Origin of the sequence: Bacillus pumilus, from assembly GCF_009937765.1 — a bacterium.
Classification (GTDB): Bacteria; Bacillota; Bacilli; order Bacillales; family Bacillaceae; genus Bacillus; species Bacillus pumilus_O.
Map to the genome: position 1 here is coordinate 2,756,109 of NZ_CP047089.1, position 19,899 is coordinate 2,776,007.

19 protein-coding genes and 1 pseudogene are annotated in these 19,899 nt (G+C 42.2%); 12 read left to right on the top strand and 8 right to left on the bottom strand.

Going from position 1 to position 19,899, the window contains the following annotated elements:
* Window positions 1-89: 89 nt before the first annotated feature.
* From GPS65_RS13545 to GPS65_RS13575, 7 genes and pseudogenes are all read left to right on the top strand, one after another.
* Window positions 90-380 (top strand): annotated as a pseudogene (locus GPS65_RS13545) (transposase); the annotation flags it as partial.
* Between the two features lie 22 nt (window positions 381-402).
* Window positions 403-2,100, top strand: a complete 1,698-nt coding sequence (locus GPS65_RS13550) for an exosporium glycoprotein BclB-related protein (protein ID WP_202914151.1) — start codon at window positions 403-405, stop codon at window positions 2,098-2,100.
* A gap of 141 nt (window positions 2,101-2,241) precedes the next feature.
* Window positions 2,242-3,840, top strand: coding sequence for a sensor histidine kinase (locus GPS65_RS13555; RefSeq protein WP_119124552.1), 1,599 nt, complete (start codon window positions 2,242-2,244; stop codon window positions 3,838-3,840).
* 3 nt (window positions 3,841-3,843) lie between these two features.
* Window positions 3,844-4,542, top strand: coding sequence for a response regulator (locus GPS65_RS13560; RefSeq protein ID WP_041816163.1), 699 nt, complete (start codon window positions 3,844-3,846; stop codon window positions 4,540-4,542).
* A gap of 3 nt (window positions 4,543-4,545) precedes the next feature.
* Complete coding sequence (locus GPS65_RS13565; RefSeq protein ID WP_144482146.1) at window positions 4,546-5,526, top strand: tripartite tricarboxylate transporter substrate-binding protein; 981 nt, start codon at window positions 4,546-4,548, stop codon at window positions 5,524-5,526.
* 191 nt (window positions 5,527-5,717) lie between these two features.
* Window positions 5,718-7,016 (top strand): Mg(2+)/citrate complex secondary transporter CitM, encoded by a 1,299-nt coding sequence (locus tag GPS65_RS13570; RefSeq protein ID WP_012009243.1) that lies wholly within the window; start codon window positions 5,718-5,720, stop codon window positions 7,014-7,016.
* Window positions 7,017-7,197: 181 nt separating this feature from the next.
* The gene (locus GPS65_RS13575) at window positions 7,198-8,829 is read left to right on the top strand and encodes a M14 family metallopeptidase (protein WP_119124554.1); all 1,632 of its coding nucleotides are present in this window, start codon (window positions 7,198-7,200) and stop codon (window positions 8,827-8,829) included.
* Between the two features lie 72 nt (window positions 8,830-8,901).
* On the opposite strand, the gene GPS65_RS13580 is transcribed toward GPS65_RS13575, so the two are convergent.
* Entirely contained in the window at window positions 8,902-9,387 is a 486-nt protein-coding gene (locus GPS65_RS13580; protein ID WP_012009245.1) for a phenolic acid decarboxylase, read from the bottom strand.
* Between the two features lie 112 nt (window positions 9,388-9,499).
* Between GPS65_RS13580 and GPS65_RS13585 the strand changes: the two genes are divergently transcribed.
* Together GPS65_RS13585 and GPS65_RS13590 are read left to right on the top strand one after the other, a co-directional pair.
* Window positions 9,500-10,057: a PadR family transcriptional regulator gene (locus GPS65_RS13585; protein ID WP_119124555.1), complete on the top strand. Its 558-nt coding sequence runs from the start codon at window positions 9,500-9,502 to the stop codon at window positions 10,055-10,057.
* 104 nt (window positions 10,058-10,161) lie between these two features.
* Window positions 10,162-11,268 carry a nitric oxide synthase oxygenase gene (locus GPS65_RS13590; protein ID WP_119124556.1) on the top strand — a complete coding sequence of 369 codons (1,107 nt, stop codon included), beginning with the start codon at window positions 10,162-10,164 and terminating at the stop codon, window positions 11,266-11,268.
* An 85-nt stretch (window positions 11,269-11,353) separates the two neighbouring features.
* Here the strand turns inward: GPS65_RS13590 and GPS65_RS13595 are convergent, their stop codons facing one another.
* A complete protein-coding gene (locus GPS65_RS13595; RefSeq protein ID WP_186312755.1) occupies window positions 11,354-11,626 on the bottom strand; it encodes an acylphosphatase in 273 nt (90 codons plus the stop codon).
* A gap of 123 nt (window positions 11,627-11,749) precedes the next feature.
* Here GPS65_RS13595 and GPS65_RS13600 point away from each other — a divergent pair, with 123 nt between their 5' ends.
* Complete coding sequence (locus GPS65_RS13600) at window positions 11,750-12,400, top strand: MOSC domain-containing protein (protein WP_144468630.1); 651 nt, start codon at window positions 11,750-11,752, stop codon at window positions 12,398-12,400.
* Between the two features lie 42 nt (window positions 12,401-12,442).
* On the opposite strand, the gene GPS65_RS13605 is transcribed toward GPS65_RS13600, so the two are convergent.
* The 3 genes from GPS65_RS13605 to map form a co-directional block, all read right to left on the bottom strand.
* Entirely contained in the window at window positions 12,443-12,580 is a 138-nt protein-coding gene (locus GPS65_RS13605; RefSeq protein WP_003214303.1) for a YflJ family protein, read from the bottom strand.
* A 134-nt stretch (window positions 12,581-12,714) separates the two neighbouring features.
* Window positions 12,715-12,876 carry a hypothetical protein gene (locus GPS65_RS19305; protein ID WP_003214360.1) on the bottom strand — a complete coding sequence of 54 codons (162 nt, stop codon included), beginning with the start codon at window positions 12,874-12,876 and terminating at the stop codon, window positions 12,715-12,717.
* Between the two features lie 123 nt (window positions 12,877-12,999).
* Window positions 13,000-13,749, bottom strand: coding sequence for a type I methionyl aminopeptidase (gene map, locus GPS65_RS13610; RefSeq protein WP_008341769.1), 750 nt, complete (start codon window positions 13,747-13,749; stop codon window positions 13,000-13,002).
* 187 nt (window positions 13,750-13,936) lie between these two features.
* Between map and nagE the strand changes: the two genes are divergently transcribed.
* Window positions 13,937-15,301, top strand: coding sequence for an N-acetylglucosamine-specific PTS transporter subunit IIBC (gene nagE, locus GPS65_RS13615; RefSeq protein ID WP_144482144.1), 1,365 nt, complete (start codon window positions 13,937-13,939; stop codon window positions 15,299-15,301).
* An 18-nt stretch (window positions 15,302-15,319) separates the two neighbouring features.
* Here nagE and GPS65_RS13620 read toward each other — a convergent pair whose 3' ends face one another.
* Window positions 15,320-16,078 (bottom strand): DUF817 domain-containing protein, encoded by a 759-nt coding sequence (locus tag GPS65_RS13620; protein ID WP_012009251.1) that lies wholly within the window; start codon window positions 16,076-16,078, stop codon window positions 15,320-15,322.
* A 194-nt stretch (window positions 16,079-16,272) separates the two neighbouring features.
* Between GPS65_RS13620 and GPS65_RS13625 the strand changes: the two genes are divergently transcribed.
* Window positions 16,273-16,776, top strand: coding sequence for a DoxX family protein (locus tag GPS65_RS13625; protein ID WP_012009252.1), 504 nt, complete (start codon window positions 16,273-16,275; stop codon window positions 16,774-16,776).
* A gap of 44 nt (window positions 16,777-16,820) precedes the next feature.
* On the opposite strand, the gene GPS65_RS13630 is transcribed toward GPS65_RS13625, so the two are convergent.
* Both GPS65_RS13630 and ltaS read right to left on the bottom strand, forming a co-directional pair.
* A complete protein-coding gene (locus tag GPS65_RS13630) occupies window positions 16,821-17,408 on the bottom strand; it encodes a YjgB family protein (RefSeq protein WP_012009253.1) in 588 nt (195 codons plus the stop codon).
* 100 nt (window positions 17,409-17,508) lie between these two features.
* Window positions 17,509-19,488, bottom strand: coding sequence for a lipoteichoic acid synthase (gene ltaS, locus GPS65_RS13635; protein ID WP_144482143.1), 1,980 nt, complete (start codon window positions 19,486-19,488; stop codon window positions 17,509-17,511).
* Between the last annotated feature and the right edge of the window lie 411 nt (window positions 19,489-19,899).

Consider the following 19,899-nt stretch of genomic DNA (forward strand, 5'->3'; position numbering starts at 1 on the left):
GGGTTATTTGAAAGTTTTATTAGGAACATGCTTAAAGAAGGACTTGATAAGATACTTCACATATCACTCTAAAGGAAGGTGTTTTTCTCATGTTCCACACTAGAAATTCTTCTCAGCACGAAGCCGAATTTGTATTGCTCGATCAACTGGTCGAAGAGGATCACCTGCTTCGTAAAATTGATCAGTACATTGATTTTTCATTTATCGTAGATAAAGTAAAACCCTATTATAGTGAGAATAAAGGTCGTCCTTCTCTTGATCCGCTTATTTTGTTCAAAATGATGTTTATCGGATACCTTTACGGTATCCGTTCTGAAAGACAACTCGAAAAAGAAATTTACTATAACATGGCGTATAGATGGTTTTTAGGTTTGAACATCATATGAAGGTGGAACTTATGTTGTGAATACAGCACCACCAACAGGTACACCAGATACGTCACCAGATTATACGTTATTGGCAGCTGCAGGAGCGACCGGAGTAACCGGCGCCACAGGTGCAACAGGCGGTACAGGTGCGACTGGCGTTACAGGAGCAACCGGTGTAACGGGCGATACGGGTGCGACAGGAGTAACCGGTGCCACAGGTGCAACAGGCGATACAGGAGCGACCGGAGTCACAGGAGCAACCGGAGTAGGTTTAGACGGAGTCACAGTGTTTGATCCAGCGGTAGCTCCAACCTATCCAGTAGGTCAAGTGGTGACATTTGATGGTGGAACCTATGTTGTGAATACAGCACCACCAACAGGTACACCAGATACGTCGCCAGACTATACGTTATTGGCAGCCGCAGGTGTTACAGGAGCCACCGGAGTAACGGGTGATACAGGTGCCACGGGAGCCATCGGTGCAACTGGTGTAACGGGTGATACAGGAGCCACCGGCGCCACGGGTACAGGAGTGACCGGTGCAACCGGAGATACAGGCGCCACAGGAGTAACCGGCGCCACGGGAGCAACTGGTGCAACGGGTGATACAGGCGCCACGGGATTAACTGGAGCCACCGGTGCCACCGGAGCTACCGGGGTAACGGGCGATACTGGTGCGACCGGAGTAACCGGTGTGGGATTAACTGGCATTGTGGCATTTGATCCAGCAACAGCTCCAACCTATCCAGTAGGTCAAGTGGTGACATTTGATGGTGGAACCTATGTTGTGAATACAGCACCACCAACAGGTACACCAGATACGTCGCCAGACTATACGTTGTTGGCAGCCGCAGGTGTGACCGGAGCCACCGGAGTTACTGGTGCCACAGGGGTAACCGGAGATACAGGAGTCACCGGGGTAACGGGTGATACAGGAGCTACGGGAGCCACGGGTACAGGAGCTACCGGAGCCACCGGAGATACAGGTGCGACCGGTGTCACAGGAGTCACCGGAGCAACCGGTGTAACGGGTGATACAGGAGCTACGGGAGCCACGGGTACAGGAGCTACCGGAGCAACCGGAGATACAGGTGCGACCGGTATCACAGGAGTCACCGGAGCCACAGGTTTAACAGGAGCCACGGGAGCTACTGGAGTCACCGGAGCCACAGGTTTAACAGGAGCCACGGGAGCGACCGGAGTGACTGGCGCCACGGGATCGAGTGCGATCATTCCGTTTGCTTCAGGAACACCTGCTGTCTTGACGACAGTTGCGGGCGGTCTCGTTGGAACATCCAGCTTGATCGGGTTTGGTAACTCAGCGACAGGTGTCAGTGTTTTAGGCGGTGTTATTGATTTAACAGGTGCTGCAGGCACTTTACTCAACATGGCATTCTCAGTTCCGAGAGCTGGAACGATTACGTCATTTGCCGGTTATTTCAGTACAACAGCAGCACTTTCTTTGGTCGGCACAAGTGTTACCGTAACGGCTAGTCTATTCGCTTCACCGACACCAAATAACAGTTTCACACAAGTAGCGAGTGTCACATTAGCCCCAGCTTTAACCGGAGTTTTAACACTGGGTGCTATTGCAAATGGTATTGCGACTGGTTTAAATGTACCAGTCACACCTGAAACAAGATTGCTCGTTGTCTTCTCTGCAACAGCTACAGGTCTATCTTTACTGAATACTGTAGCAGGCTATGCGAGTGCTGGTTTATCAATCACGTAATGAACACATTCGGATGACTCAATCATGAGTCGTCCTTTTTTGTTTTGAATGAATTTTCTCTTAACTTAGTGAGAAAAATGATATGATTTTCTTAGAGTCTAGTTGATGAAATTAGTTGAATTAGGGGTTGTAGCGGTGAGGATGGGCAAAAGGAAAGTCACTTTGCAAACGAAAATCTTAGGGTTAATTATCGGGCTTTTGCTTGTTGTCATTGCGTTATTGACCATTTGCTTTGGTTTTCTACAGACGTCAGAAAGGCAGCGACAAGCTGAACAGCTCGCGGTGCAAACCGCTAGAACAATCTCATATATGCCGCCCATTAAAACATCGGTGGCTACCTCATCCGTGTCTCAGGACGAGGAACAGGCAGTACTTGAGCAAATGAAAGATCAAGTCAAAGCACATGCCATCTTCATTACCAATCAAAAGGGGAAGGTCCTTTTTCATACGAACCATGAGAATGTAGGAAAAACAATCAGTGTATTTAGGGGGAGAAGTACCCTGCTATTTGGGGGAACCTCCATATCAGCGGGTGATTCTAATGGTGAAACCGTTGTCAGAGGTAGTGCCCCAATTATGAAAGAAACAGGCAAGCATGAAGAAATTATTGGCACAGTCACCGTCGAATTTTTAAAAAAGGAAATCGATCAAGCGACAGCCCATCAACTATTCAAGCTTAGCTATATTGCTCTACTTGTCCTCTTGCCAGGTATATTCGGAGCGATTTTTTTAACAAGAAGTATTCGTAAAGATACATTAGGGCTTGAACCGCATGAAATTGCTTCATTATTCCGAGAAAGAGAAGCGATGCTGCTTGCGATAAAAGAAGGGATTATTGCATTTGACCGCAAAGGCGCGATGACGATGATGAATACATCTGCTGAACAGATGCTTCGCGTTTCATCCGAGCTGCCGCTTCATATTGATCAAGTCTTGCCAAAAGCCAATCTCCTTTTCTATTTAAAGGAAGAGACGATTGAACCGAACATCGAAACCGTCGTAAATAATAAAACCTATGTCTTAAATGTGAAAAAAGTGGTGCAAGACAACCATGTCTTTGGAGGGATTGTGAGCTTCAGGGAGAAAACAGAGCTGACGAAGCTGCTGGATACATTAACAGAGGTCAGCCAATATTCAGAAGACCTGAGGGCACAAACGCACGAATTCTCAAATAAGCTGTATGCCATTTTAGGTTTACTTGAGCTGAAGCAAGTGGATGAAGCCATTGACTTAATAAAGGAAGAATATACGCTGCAAAACCGTCAGCACGATTTACTGATGAAGCAAATACGATCTCCTAAAATTCAAGCCATTCTACTTGGCAAGCTAGGGAAAGCCTCTGAGAAGAAGGTACATTTCCACATTGACGAAAATAGTTCATTGGAGCCGCTTCCAGCACATTTAAGTTTATCTCACTTTATTACCATCATTGGTAATCTGGTAGATAACGCCTTTGAGGCTGTACTAAATAAGGATACGCGCGAGGTCAGCCTGTTCATCACAGATATTGGGTTTGATATTATCATAGAAGTATCTGATTCAGGTGATGGAGTAGGCGAGGAAGAACTTTCACATATTTTCACAAGAGGCCATTCGTCAAAGGGGGAAGGACGAGGCTACGGGCTAGCGAATGTGAAAGAAGTGCTGGATGAACTTGGAGGCTGGATTGAAGTGACGAACCAAAAAGAAGGCGGTGCCATCTTCACTGCATACATACCGAAAGGCACAAAGGGGGAATAAATGGTGATGAAGGTACTCATTGCGGAGGATGATTTTCGAATCGCAGCCATTCATGCATCTTATATACAACAAATAGAAGGATTTCAAGTCGCCGGAAAGGCAAAGAGTGCAAAAGATATGTGGGAGGCGCTTCAACAGGAACAAGTCGACCTCATCTTGCTTGATGTGTATATGCCCGATGAACTCGGCACAAACCTGTTGCCGCTTTTAAGAGAACGCTATCCAGAAGTAGATGTGATGATTATCACAGCTGCGACGGAAACGACACTTTTAAGAGATGCTCTTCAATACGGAGTGGTTCATTATTTAATCAAACCAGTGACTGCACAAAAGTTTGCGCAAGTTTTAACGGAATATAAAGAGAAGAAAGACATGATCAATTCCAAGGATGAAGTCAATCAAACGATGATTGATTTGTTTTTTGGACAGATGCAAGAAGAACCAAAGGAAAAGGGTGACAGAGACCTGCCTACAGGGATCAATTCACTGACCTTGGACAAGGTGAAAACGTTGATAGAATCAGAGAATGATGGAATTTCAGCAGAAGAACTCGGAGAAAAAATGGGGGCATCACGCACAACAGCGAGGCGGTACGTGGAGTATCTAGTGACAACTGGAGAATGCCGGGCAGAACTTGCGTATGGAATCATTGGCAGACCAGAGCGAAAATATTATCCTGCCAAAAAGCAAGCGGAGTCTTAAAACATGAAAAAAGCAATATGCCTTATCGTGATCATCATATGTCTTTGTCTGGCGCTCACCTTTAATGAAAAAAAGGGAGGCGACTCTTTCCTGGAGCACAGCCCATTATATATTGTGGTGTCTGGTGTTCCTGATGGCGGCTTTGACCAAACAGCTCAAGTGATGAAATCAGTGCTTGAGAAAGAAAAGCTGGTGAAGCAGCCGGTGAATATCCTTTATCAAAGAGGCGGAACGGTGGATAAAGGATGGACATATATGCTAGAGCGAGAAACCAACTATATTAGTTTAAATTCAAGTTTATTGTTAAGCCGTAATTTGCTTGGTAGCAGTAACATGACAATGAACGATGTCACACCGCTCGCCATTTTGGCAGAGGAGTGGCAGGTCGTCGCAGTCCCAGTCGATTCGCCCTTTTCAAACGGGAAGGAGTTGTTAAACACTCTAAAGAAGAAACCAGATTCCTTAAAAATTGGATTTGCCCCAGATTTCGGTAATGATGATCAAATCTCGTTCGCACGTGCGGCAGAAATGGCTGGAATTGATCCATACCGTATTCAATTTTTGAAATTTGACAGTGCAGATGATTTATTCCAAGCGCTCATAGATCATGAAGTCGATGCAGCAACGACCACGATTACAGAGGTTCGTCATGACTATGAAAAGAAAAGGCTAAAGCTTGTGGCAACCACGACGAACAAGCGTTTAGCTGGATTTGAAGATGTGCCGACTTGGAAAGAGCAAGGCATCCCGCTCATTTTCTCTCATTGGCGTGGTGTGATGGGCCCAAAACAAATGAGTCAAAAAGATATACGTGAATGGGATCAGCTTCTTCAAAAAATGACACAAACGAAGTCGTGGAAAAAGCAATTAAAGCAAAAGGGCTGGACAAGTCGTTATATGAACAGCAAAGAAACAAAGATCTTTATGGAAGATCAATTAAGGCGATATGAACAGTTTATTCAAGGAGAACAAGCGGTCGAGTGAGACCGCTTTTTTTCATGGAATCCATTAAAATCAAGGTTTGAACAAAATGAACAAAAAGCATTTATTGCCCGAAAAAGAATTAAAATTCATAATATTTACTTCAATTCAGGCGTCAGATATCATGACAGAAAGGGTTGGAAATGGGATACCAACATTTAATGAAAGCGTATACAACATAAGGGGTGAACAAAGTGCTAGCAATCTTAGGATTTCTTATGATGGTTGTATTTATGGTTTTGATTATGACGAAACGTATGTCTGTTTTAACGGCATTGGTATTAACGCCAATTGCATTTGCTCTTATTGCAGGTTTTCATTTTACAGAGATTTCTGACATGATTGTCAAAGGTGTGCAGCAAGTCGCACCAACAGCGGTCATGATCATGTTTGCGATTTTATACTTTGGCATTATGATTGACGCTGGTTTATTTGATCCGATGGTGGCAAAAATTTTAAACATTGTCAAAGGCGATCCTTTAAAAATTGTCGTCGGAACAGCTGTCCTGACCATGCTTGTTGCACTTGATGGAGACGGGACAACAACATACATGATTACAACAACAGCGATGCTTCCATTATTTACGCTGCTTGGCATCCGTCCGATTATTTTAGCGGGGATTGCCGGAGTCGGCATGGGAATTATGAATACGATTCCATGGGGAGGAGCCACACCTAGAGCGGCAAGTGCACTTGGCGTGGATCCATCACTTTTATTTGGCCCGATGATTCCAGTCATTGGTGCAGGGGTTTTGAGCATGATTGTGGTGGCATACTTTCTTGGGAAGTCTGAAAGAAAGCGTCTTGGTGTCATTGAACTCGAACAGCCGATTCATGCAAATGAAATGGCAGCGGCACTACAGGATGACATCAAGCGACCGAAACTTTGGTGGTTTAACCTAACGCTTACGTTGTTATTGGTGCTCCTTCTCGTCTCAGGAAAAGTCAGCTTAACAGTCCTATTTGTTCTTGCTTTCTGTGTAGCAATTATCGTGAACTATCCGAACCTTGAACAGCAGCGTGAGCGGATTGCGGCTCACTCAACCAACGTCTTAGCGATTGCTTCCATGATCTTTGCAGCAGGGGTTTTTACAGGCATCTTAACTGGCACGAAAATGGTTGATGAAATGGCGATATCGATTGTATCTGCCATTCCTGAGCAGCTTGGCGGCTTTATACCGGTTATTGTGGCGCTTACGAGCGGGATATTTACCTTCTTTATGCCGAATGATGCATACTTTTACGGGGTCCTGCCGATCCTATCAGAAACAGCGGCAGCATACGGTGTTGATACAATTGAAATCGCAAGAGCCTCTATTATTGGCCAGCCGATTCATATGTTAAGCCCACTTGTACCATCCACTCATTTACTTGTTGGACTAGTTGGTGTATCACTGGATCAGCATCAGAAGTTTGGGATGAAATGGGCTGTGCTTGCAGTTGTCGCCATGACGGTCATGTCGGTACTCATTGGGGCCATCTCCATTTGGTAAATAAAAGAGTGTCTGCTACCTGAGCAGGCACTTTTTTTTAGGTCATATTGCCGAGCAGGCTCGATTCATTTGCCCTATACAAAAAGCATGTCTGTTCCTCCAAAAGATATATTTTTGAAAAATACTGACACTTTTACTGTTTTTTTCTTTATAATGCAAATCAACGAAGGGAGAGGATAGCATGTCCAACCGAAAAGGCAAGATTCTTTTTGCTGCAGTATGTCTCATAGCAGGAAGTTTGTCGATGGTGAGCCCAGATTCAGCTCATGCAGATACCCCTTATTATGGAAAAAGTTATGAACAGCCAGCTTCAGTGAAGAAGCTATACCCTGAGCCTGACGAGACGTTTGATACCCCCGCATTTCAGAAAAAAGGAGAAGCCTTCACCACGCAAGAAGAGCTTCAACAATTCTTACGTGACATTGTCCGCAAAAGTCCTTACGCTACGCAGAAACAGATTGGAACATCCATTGAAGGACGGTCCATTCCAGCCCTCTACTTCACAAAGGATCGTCATATTTCTCCACTTTCAAAAAAGCCAACGATCTGGCTTCAAGCACAAATACACGGAAATGAACCAGCCTCCGGTGAGTCGGCTCTCGTCATCGCAAAACGATTAGCAGGTAAACAAGGAGAGCGTATACTGAATCATGTCAATATCATCATTGTTCCGAGAATTAATCCTGACGGTTCTTATGCGTTTGACCGCAGGCTGGCAAACGGAATGGATGGGAACCGTGATCATATGACATTAGAATCTCCAGAGCTGACAGCCTTGCATCAAGAATTTAATCGGTATGCTCCAGAAGTGGTCATTGATGCCCATGAATACGATGTAGGACAAAAGCAGTTTGATGATATCGGCTCAGCGGGTGCACTCAAATATCACGATTTATTGATCTTATCAGGGAAGAACTTGAATATTCCAGAAAGCATTCGGCTGACGTCAAATGAATTATACGTGAGCGGCGTCCGTGAAACGTTGACAAATCAAGGGTTTTCAAATGATTTATATTATACAAGCACAAAAGGAAAAGATGGAAAGATCGATCTCTATGAAGGCGGAACGGATGCAAGAATTGGTCGAAATGCTCTGGGACTCTCGCCAGCGCTATCCTTTCTTGTAGAAAGCAGAGGAATTGGAATTGGAAGAGAGGACTTTACCCGCCGCGTGGCAGCACAAGTCACCACTCATGAAAAAATCATTGAAACAACGGTGAAACATGCAAAGCAGGTGAAACAGCAAATGGTGACGGAGCGTTTGAAGCTGGTGAAAAAAGGTCTCCAATCGAATGATGACGACCAAGTAGTCATTCAAGATGATTTCAAAGCGCCTGTGGATGATTCGCTTGAAATGGTAGATATTGAAAAAGGACAGACCATCAATGTCCCTGTACGTTTTCACAGTGCAAGCGATGCGAATCCTGTCATGTCGAGAGAACGACCGACAGCTTATCTTGTTTTACCTGGACATGAAGGGGTAGAACGGAAGCTGCAAATCTTAGGGTTAAAAAGTGTCACATTGCCTGTCAGTGTTAAAGTACCGGTACAAGCCTATCAAGTAACAAAACGAGACGAAAAGAGCAAAAAAGATATTCAGCTTGAAACAGAACTCATCCAAAAGAAACGTCAGCTACCAAAAGGGACAAAGGTATATGTCACGGCGCAGCCGCAAACGAATTTATTGTCACTTGCCCTTGAGCCAGAATCAAAAGATAGCTATATGTCATCTGGATTGATTGCTTCAAAAGAAGGCGATGAACTGCCAGTGTACCGGTTCTTGCTATCTAAAAAGGCGTTAGGCATTAAATAAAAAAGAGCTAAAATCAACATCATTTTAGCCCTTTGTCTACAATTTAGAAGCGGCACAGTGCGTGCTGCTTTTTTATTTTCGTCCGGCTCTTATTTCATCAGTCAAGCCTTCATATGGTGCTTCAGCGATAATGGTTTCGTCATTTATACCTGCATGATGAATATACGTAATGTCCGCAAATTCTGGAACAACATATTTTGGATATGTTTCGTACTTTTCACGAGATTCTTTCATAAGATCGATGTAGTCATTTTGATAGCAAACGGTGATATCTGGACGTTCATGCACCCATTTTGGGAAGAATATAACGCCATGCATGCGTTTTTCTTCAGGCATAAAGTTCAGAGAGACGTCTGTCCCAGTTGGTTCTGTCCAAGAAACTTTGTAAACGCCTTTTGTCAGCTTTACAATGTTTACTTCTTGATCACGGACCCAGCGGCCCCCAACCATTCCGCTATGAATGCGGTAATCAATGGTGTGATCGTTTTTAATGTAAATCTCATATTCCCAGCCATTTTCATACGTATAAATCATATGAAGTCCAACGAATTGATCCATGTTTATTCCTTCTTTCATTAGAATGATGTTGTTTCAAACATGTTGTGATTTACATGTTTATTTTAAAGTCTATGGTATACTATTGTCAAAGAATAAGCGTTGGAGGCACATCATGAGAGTTTTGAAATATGCCATTCTTGGCTTACTAGATCAGTGTGAGCTGACTGGATACGATATCACCAAACATTTTAAGGATTCCCTTGGACAGTTTTGGAGTGCGAAACATAGCCAAATTTACCCTGAGCTGAAACGGCTCACAGATGAAGGGTTTATTGAATTTGATGTTCGTATACAAGGGAAGAAGCTGGAGAAAAAGGTCTATCAAATCACAGAGGCAGGACAAGCAGCATTGCATCAATGGTTAAGGACAAAAGACCCGATCCCAGAAACAACAAAGGATGAATTCATGCTCAAAACATTTTTCATCTCCTCTATGGACAAAAAGGAAGCGGCTGACCTGCTTACACATCAACTACTAGAGCGCACGAAGAAAGTAGACATGCTAAAGCAGAAGCTGCTCGCGTTAACAGAGGAAGATCCGGGTGCTGAATCGCTTTATTCAGCGCAATTTGGGCATTATTTAGTGCTGACAAGGGCAATTGAAAGAGAAAAAGGCTATGTCCGCTGGCTCGAGCAAACCCTTAAACGGATTGATTCATCTGCGCTCTAAGGACAATGGTCGGATGATATGATAAAAAATGGTTTGAAACTAGTGAATTTATAAATAGAAACCGCTACAATGGATATATTCGTATTAAAGTGAGGCGAGTATGTTTGAGTAATCAAGAAGCGTTTTGGAATGAAGCAGAAGCTTTTATTTCTGTATGCTATGAAGAATTGGGCAAGTCAAATGAAGAGAAGGCAGCACGACTGCATGAAATAAAACAAGAAATTGACTCTAAAGGGACGTATACTCACACACAAGAGGAATTGGCGCACGGAGCGAAAATGGCATGGCGCAACAGCAACCGCTGCATTGGCCGTTTATTTTGGTCAACCCTGCATGTTCACGACTGCCGTCATGTGAAGACAGAAGAAGAGGTGAAAGAGGCACTCTTTCATCATATTGAGTATGCGACAAATAATGGGAAAATCAAACCATCCATTACGATCTTTCCTCCAGAAAATGATTCGCAAAAGGAAGTCATCATTTATAATCATCAGCTCGTTCGTTATGCAGGCTATGAGACGGAGTATGGTATCATCGGCGACGAGGCTTCTCTTGAATTAACTAAGCTGTGTGAAGCCCATGGCTGGAAAGGTGAAGGCACGCATTTTGATATCCTGCCTCTCATGTTTCAACTAAAGAATCAACCGCCAGTTCTGTATGAGCTACCGAAAGAAATTGTCCAAGAAGTCGAGATCACCCATCCGGAATATGAAGGATTTCGTGATTTAGGACTGAAATGGTACGCCGTTCCAATTATTGCTGATATGAAATTGGAGATTGGCGGTATTCATTACAATGCAGCGCCGTTCAATGGCTGGTATATGGGCACAGAAATTGGCGCACGTAACCTAGCCGATGAAAATCGCTACAATATGCTGAAAAAAGTCGCTTCGATTTTAGGACTGGACACGACAAAGAATGCGTCGCTTTGGAAGGACAAAGCCATTGTTGAGTTGAATGTGGCGGTTCTTCATTCTTACCGAGAAGCAGGGGTGACCATTGTTGATCACCATACAGCAGCACATCAATTCAAACAGTTCGAAAAGCAAGAAGAAAAGGCTGACCGTAAGCTTACTGGTGACTGGACTTGGCTGATTCCACCGGTCTCACCAGCTGCGACCCACATCTTCCACAAGCATTATGACAATACCATTGTGAAGCCGAATTATTTTTATCAAGAAAAGCCCTATCATGGAACAGAAAAAGCCTAGCGAAAGCTAGGTTTTTTGATTGTTGACAAAGTGCTAAAATGATCTTGATTTTAGCACTTTGTCTTCTTTGTTTTTTGATGAAAGCTCATCCCTTGATGCGAAAATCCTGATAATGAGCGAACTCAGGGAGCTGCTCCATTTGCATATCTGTGACCTTTGAAAAAGGGCTTCCTTTCCGGACTGTCTTTAAGAAATCAAGCACTTCCTGCTGCTCCCCCTCTACCTTTAACTCGACATGTCCTTCATCTGTGTTGCGTACCCAGCCTTTCATCCCGCGATTGACGGCTTCTCCTTGTACAAAATAGCGAAAGCCGACTCCCTGCACCCGTCCTGTGACAATGGCATGATAATGAATCAATGTCATCTCTCCTTTTTTCTCATCGTACCATAGCATGTAACTGACCTTCACGCACCCGACTATGATTTCATTGTCTAACGATGTAAAATAATAGCCATGAGACAATCAAAGGAGATGGTCATCGTGGGACATAAGAAATATGACATAGTAGGAATTCAAGTAGGACAACCCATCACGACCTATGCAAACGGAAAAGAAATCAAAACAGCCATCAACAAAAAGCGAATACATGAGCCTGTCTATTTGAGTAAGGTCAATTTTGAGGGAGATGGTCAAGGTGATTTGGTTCATCATGGAGGATATGATAAAGCCGTCTGCGTCTTTCCATACGATCACTATACTTATTTCGAGCAGTTTTTAGGGGTTCCGTTACAGGAAGCTGCCTTCGGTGAGAATGTGACCGTTCATCAACTAGTTGAAACAGAAGTGCGAATTGGCGATGTAATTCAACTTGGAGAGGCACTTGTTGAAGTGAGTCAGCCAAGGCAGCCGTGTGTGAAACTATCTTTTAAGCATGGCAACATGAAGCTTGTAAAGGAAGTGCAGCAAACGGGGTATACCGGCTTTTATTTACGGGTGCTGAAAGAAGGCTTAGTGCCTGCTGATGCTTCTCTTGTATTAGTCGAAAAAGCATCTCATCATATTACAGTCCATGAAGTGAACGAGGTCAAATATCGTCAAACAAGTCCAGAGAGGCTGAAAGCCGTTCTTGAAGTAGATGCCTTAGCAGATGTCGTGAGGAAGTCTTTAGAAAAGCGAGTTCAGCCCATTTAAAAAAAGCCGTACATCAGTATAAGATGTACGGTTTTTTAGCGCTTATGAGCTAGGTTTCTTTTGCTCAAGAAGATTTGCAAGGAAATATGTTTTTAAGCTTTGAAGCTTTCTTCCTTCATGCTTGGTCACACCAAGCTTCTTTAATTCTTCGACATACCAGCCTTTGCTACCATAATGCATGATAGAAAACTCCTTTCAATTGAAACTGCCTGCATTGTAACATCTCAAAAAAGGACGTGAAAAGTGTGCAGGTATGAATAAATGAAAACTGATTCTATCTTCCTATGATCCATGTATATGCTGGAAATAATCATTTATGAATTTGGTGGGTTGAGGGTAACGATGATCATGCCGACCGTCATAATCATGATGACAATACCAAGGTAAGTCATCATGGATTGTTTTTTCTTAATACCTACAACCGTTAAGATAATACTTTCAATCAAAAAGATAACGCCGATGATGATGAACCACATATCAAATAAGACCCCTTTCGCATATCTTTGCCTATTTTACCACAGGCATTTTTGTTTAGTCGTGACAGATTCGTGAAAGGGAAATGAAAAAATCCCCTCCAATGAAGAAGGGGATTAGCAGGCTCACAGCTTTGTTAATATAATTGGTTCGTCTTTTGTAATCACAATGGTATGTTCAATCTGTGCGACTAGGCTTTTATCTGGTGTTTTAAAGGTCCAGCCATCATCAGCCTGATAAATCGATTCAGCATTTGTTGAAATAAAAGGTTCAAAGGCGATCACGGTGCCATTCTTAAACAAAGCATTATCGAATGGATCATAATAGTTCAAAATATGGTTAGGTGCTTCATGGAGACTTTTCCCAATGCCATGTCCTGTCAGGTTTTTAATGACAGTAAATCCTTGTTCTTTTGCTGTATTGTAGACCGCACGGCCAATTTGATTTTGTCTTTTGCCGGCTTTTGCATGCTTTAATCCTTCGAGGAATGCATCCTCTGCACACTGGCATAATGCTTCAAGACGAGCATCACCTGTACCTAATACGAAGGAAATGCCGGTATCGGAATAATAGCCGTCCAGCTCTGCTGAAATATCAATATTGATGAGGTCGCCCTCTTGTAAAATGGTTTTTTCACTTGGAATACCGTGAGCAACTTCATCGTTCACGCTGATACAAGTCGTTCCAGGGAAGTCATATTCCTTTTCAGGTGCTGAATTCGCCCCATGTTCTTCTAATATTTTTTTCCCAATCAAATCTAGTTCTTTTGTAGACATGCCTGGTTTCGCTTGGCTTTTCATTTCTTCTCTTGCCAAAGCGACAATTCGGCCGACTTTTTTTAAGGCTTCTAACTCATGATCATGTTTGACAATCACTGTTCATTCCCGCTTTCTATAACTTCATTCTATTCAATAGCTTACCACATTTTACGCAAAAAGAGTAAAGAGCGGAATTCAAATGAATGTGGACAAATTGGTATAGATAACTAGATGTGTATATGATATATTTTTTATGAGCATCATGGACGTTTCGTCATGATGATGACAAAGGGGGAGAATGCAAATGGTGTTTCAGTTTCTTCAAAAGCTCGGCAAATCATTTATGCTTCCAATCGCTGTGCTTCCAGCAGCAGGAATTATTTTGGCTATTGGACGGAAGGATGTATTTGATATCCCGTTTATTCATGCAGCGGGAAATTCCATTTTTGAAAACTTGGCTTTGATTTTTGCAATGGGTATAGCGATCGGTATTGCAAAGGATGGCAACGGGGCAGCGGCATTATCAGGAGCGATTGCTTATTTTATTTTATCAGCTGGTACAACATCAATTAATTCAACGAACAATATGGGGATATTTGGCGGTATTTTATGCGGCCTACTGGCAGGTTATGTGTACAATCGATTCAAGGATAAAAAACTACCCGAATACTTAGGGTTCTTTAGCGGAAGACGGCTTGTTCCTATTATGACTGCACTTTTCACCATTTTATTAGCCGCTATTTTCGGATTTGTATGGCCGCCAATTCAAAGCGGGATCAATGGATTAGGGGAATGGATTTTAAGTCTTGGTGCAACGGGTGCAGGGCTATTTGGTTTCTTTAACCGCTTGCTCATTCCATTAGGACTTCATCATGTACTGAACAACTTATTTTGGTTTCAATTCGGGGAATTCAGCGGAGCAACAGGGGATTTAGCACGATTCTTTAAAGGAGATCCTAGTGCAGGTGTCTTTATGACTGGGTTTTTCCCAGTGATGATGTTCGGTCTGCCAGCGGCATGTCTAGCCATGGTTGTGACAGCAAAACCTGAAAAGCGAAAAGCAACCGCTGGTTTGATGATTGGGATGGCGCTGACGTCATTTATTACAGGAATCACTGAACCTATTGAATTCTCCTTTATGTTTTTATCTCCACTCTTATATGGTGTCCATGCTGTGCTGACAGGTCTATCGCTCTTTATTGTAAATATCATTGGGATTCATAGCGGCTTCACCTTTTCAGCAGGAGCGATTGATTACATTTTAAGTTTTGGTATCGCCCAAAAACCACTTATGCTACTTGGAGTTGGCGTGCTTTATGGCATTCTGTACTTTGTTGTTTTCTATTTCCTCATTAAACTGTTGAAGCTCAAAACACCAGGAAGAGAAGATGATGAAATTGAAGATATTGCAGCCGATGATACGAAGACAGAAGGTGCAAGTATGCTTCTAGAGGGACTTGGTGGCAAAGAAAATATCACGACGGTTGATCATTGTGCCACTCGTCTACGTTTAACAGTAGAAGATACACAATTATTAAATGAAAGTACTTTGAAAAAAGCAGGTGCCAAAGGGGTACTGACTTCAGGAAAAAACTCTGTACAAATCATCATTGGAACGAATGTAGAATTTGTCGCAGATGATCTTCGCAAGGAAGTCGAACGAGATTAAAAAAAGCGTACAGTCGGGTCAAATCGGCTGTACGCTTTTTTGTTTGCGTTGTTCGATGACGAGCACAATACTGATCACAACAAGTAAAAACCAAGAACTAATTTTCCCGAGATGGACGAGCGACCAAGCGTGCTGTTGATTTGGATATTGCCATGCTCCTAAAAAGGTGGTGACATTTTCGGCAATCCAAATAAAGAACCCAATCAGCAAGAATGAGACGACAAGCGGCATTCGAAAAGTAGAAGAACCAACCTGAAACGACACAGATGTTTTTCGAAATACGACAACAAGCAGTAATGTCAGCCACCATCTCAGATCATAGAACCAATGATGCGTAAAAAAGTTGAGATAAATACTCAAACTGGTTCCAATCGAAAGAAACGGATGCGGCCATGAACGGACCTGTACGTGAAGCCGGGACAGTGCCTGATAAATATAGCTTGCTACACTTGCATACATAAATCCGCTATAGAGCGGAACCCCAAAGACTTTTGTATAAGCCTCTTCAGGATAGGACCAAGAACCCATATGAACTTTATACAATTCTAAGCTAATACCTATCAGATGAAATAGACAGATCACCTTCAATTCATTCAATGTCTCCAGCCGAAGCGTCATCATCAGGATCTGAGCCGCGAGGCAAAGCAGTAGAATGACATCATACCGGTGAAGAAAAGGAATAGAAACCATCTTTGATATGGCAAGCGCCGCAAAGATCATGACGGGGAATAGACATGAGATGGCCTGTAAATAAGCAAAATGAAATAATGTTTTCATACAAAGTGAACCCTCTTTTCATTGTCTGAAATGACTAAGACGGATTTAGCAAGGGAAAAGTTACCTCATTTAGATATTCATGAACAATTTGTGAATACGTATGTGAAAAAGATCACAAATTAGTTTTAAAGTAGTATAATAAGATCATAAAGAAAATGTGAAGAAATTCACATAAATTAAAGGGAGGCATCATCATGTTTACAAAATTCTTACAAACGAATGTATGGGCAGCGGTTATCCTTTTGGCAGCAAGACTTTATATCGGTTGGACTTGGCTCACATCTGGTATAGGAAAACTAACAGGCGGATTCGATGCATCTGGGTATTTACAATTTGCGATAGCTGAACCTGTTGTCAAAGATGGAAACCTTGTGTATCCGTTCTATGTATGGTTTTTAGAAAATGTCGCTTTGCCGAATGCTGGACTATTTAGTGCCATGGTCATGTGGGGAGAAATTTTAGTAGGTCTAGGATTAATTGTTGGATTATTCACAACAACCGCAGCATTTTTCGGAAGCATGATGAATGTCTCTTTCTTACTAGCTGGTACCGTCTCTGTTAACCCGCTTCTTCTGCTCATTGCCATCATCATCATGGCTGCGAAAGGAAATGCAGGCAAATTTGGACTTGATTATGTCGCAGGTCCAGTCTTGAAACGAACAATGAAAAGAAAGCCGCATTTAGAAGTGGCTTCATAATAAAGAAAAAGCATCCTCAGCTTTTGCTCAGGATGCTTTTTTATTTAGGAATCAGCTTTCACCAAGTTAATATGCAAGACGGTGAGCTTCTGCTGACTGATATCTGGATCATGACCGACGATAAATTCCAGCTCATAATCTCCAGTTCGATACACGTATTTTTTTTCTTTTGTCTGTGGGATGGTACTGACTGAATCCGCTTGTCCAAGTTGTTTCTTTAGTAGGGAAGGGGTCATTCCGCCGATATTCGTTTCTTTTTCTACATTTGTGCCGAAATAACGAATTTCATCAATTTTGCCTTTTGCATCATAATGAAAAGCAAATCCCGGATTCCCCATTTCAGCATGATACAAATCAAAGCTACTTTGGCCTGTTTCTGGATATGGATTTCCTAGTTTATGATGGACATCCTTCTTTGTTTGAACACCAATTTTAAAGCCTTTTGCATAATACGGCATTTGTCCTTTATGTGCCAGCTCATAAATGGTGTTTAAAGCGGTTGTCGGACCTTGAGGAACGGATTGCTCGACTGCTGATTTGCTCATGGCATGTGCTGGGGCTACAGGGCTGAATCCAATGAAGGCGGACGTAGCGAGTGAAGCAGTCATGACAAAAGCGGTTGTTTTCTTCATGATAAAATCCCTCCTTCTTCTTTCTATACCCGGTGAAATAGGGGGCAAACGTGAAAAAAACCAGCTGATCAGAGATCGGCTGGTTCTTAAAATGAGTAAATTATTTTGATGAAGAGCTTGATTCATCTTTGGCGGAAGAGGAATCTTCTTCATCCTGTACTTTCTTTGTATAGTCATATTGATTGCGGTCAATTGGTGTAAAGCCTTTAGGCTTGTAGAAACGGAGTAAGTCTTCGGTGACAATCTTATCAGATGTCTCAAGCATCTTTTTCACCGTTTCATTTTCTTGTGATGCCTTATCAGTCGGCTCGATTTTCTCACCTGTTTTGTTGCTGTAATAGTTATTGCCTACTTTTGTGTAATCCTTAGAGACGAAGTCACCATTTCTAAATGGCACTAGCTCTTTGAAATTATTCGATAAGATATCTGAACCAGACATTAAATAGTTCTTCGTATCATCGCCAAGCAGGTGTAGAAGGGTTGGTGCGACATCGACTTCACCAGAGTATTTATGAATCTGTCCGCCTTTTACGCCTGGTACATGGATAAAGAGCGGTACACGCATAAGCTGCGCATTTTCATAATCTCCAATTTTTTGTCCTGTCACTTTTTCCATCGCTTCATTGTGGTTTTCAGAAATGCCGTAATGGTCACCGTACATAATGACGACTGTATTGTCATAGAGACCAGACTTTTTCAGGTCGTTGAAGAACTGTTCAATGGCTTCATCTAAATAATGAGCGGATTGGAAATAGTTATTGACGACAGAATCTCCGAAGTCACCAGGTTCGAAATCGGTATCCCCTTCATCCATTCCAAATGGGAAATGGTTCGATAACGTAATGAATTTCGAATAAAACGGCTGCTTTAAGTTTTCAAGCATTGGCATAGATTCTTTGAAGAATGGTTTGTCTTTCAACCCATAGTTCTTCGTATCTTGCTCATTCATATCGTAGTACTCAGAATCGTAAAATCTGTCATATCCAAACGACTTAAACATTTCATTACGGTTCCAGAAGGTTTTTGTATTGCCGTGGAATTCTGCTGACGTGTACTGATCCTTCTTCAGGATGCCAGGAATGGCTTGATACGTGTTTTGCGCTTTGTTAATAAAAACAGAGCCTTGTGATAATGGGAATAGCCCAGTATCCATCATAAATTCAGCATCAGACGTTTTTCCTTGCCCTGTTTGATGGAAGAAGTTATCAAAGTAAAACGTTTTATTGTCGTGTGCCAATGAATTAAGGAAGGGCGTCACTTCTTTTCCGTTTACTTTGTAATCAATGACAAAGTTTTGCAGAGATTCAAGAGAAATCGTAATCACGTTCATGCCTTTCGCTTTCCCGTAATAAGCAGGGTTAGGATCAGCACTGTTCGCTTTTAAATAGTTCTCTACATCTGTCACGTCATTTGAATTTGCCAGAGCACGCTGGCTGTTTGATTTCACATTTTGAATGGCATCAAACACTGTAAAGTTATAAGCACCTAAATATTTCACTAAATAATTGCGGTCAAACGACCTTGATAAAAGCTCTGGACGATCAATCTCTGCAGCGACTAAATTCATCACAAAGATGACAACAGAAGACACAAGGACGAGTCTAAACGATTTTGACTTTTGAACAGGTACAGTAGTTGTACTTGTTTGCTGCTTTTTCATGCGGACTGCGAGTACGATCAAAATGATGGTATCCATAAAGTAAAACATATCAGTCCAACGCATGAGTGAAAATGCACTATCACCTAATTGTCCGCCATTCGTTCCTGCCTGCATCACGGTAGGCAGTGTGATAAAGTCATTGAAGAATCGATAGTACACGATGTTTGCGTATAGTAAAAAAGACATGAAAAAATGAATCACAATGATAGCGGCAGGCTGCCATTTTTTCTTGAACAATAAAGCAAAGCCAAGAAAGAACAAGCTGGAGCTAATAGGATTCACGAAAAGCAAAATATGCTGAAGCACATTTGATATACCAAGTTTAAATTCAATTAAATATGCCGAATACGTTTTGAGCCAAAGTAAGATGACTGCAATAACAAAGAAGCCGAGGCCTCGTTTTTGAATAAATGTTTTCATAAAAACACTCCTTTTCTCCGATACACGGAAGAGGCGGAACGAAAGAAAACGAACCATTAGAATATACCATGAAATGAGCAAATAGAAAAGTGATAACCGGCGAAGTATGTCTAACAGCTCGTCCCAGCAATAAAAGGGGAGAAAACGAAAATTTTCGCTCTTCGAAAAACTTTTTGTGAAATTCATCCTATTATTAACAGAAAATTCAGCAATTTTCCAGTTGCTATATCAATAAAACAGGTAAAAAGGCACGAGTCTAAAGAATTAATTTGGTTTCTACAATGATGAATTAGAGAGTATTTCCAGTGTTTCTTAATGTTTATGCAGGTTAAGTAAAAAAAATGAGAAGAAGAACGGAAAAGGGATATGGAGGATATTTCCTGTGTTGAGATATATCAATATATTTTTTTG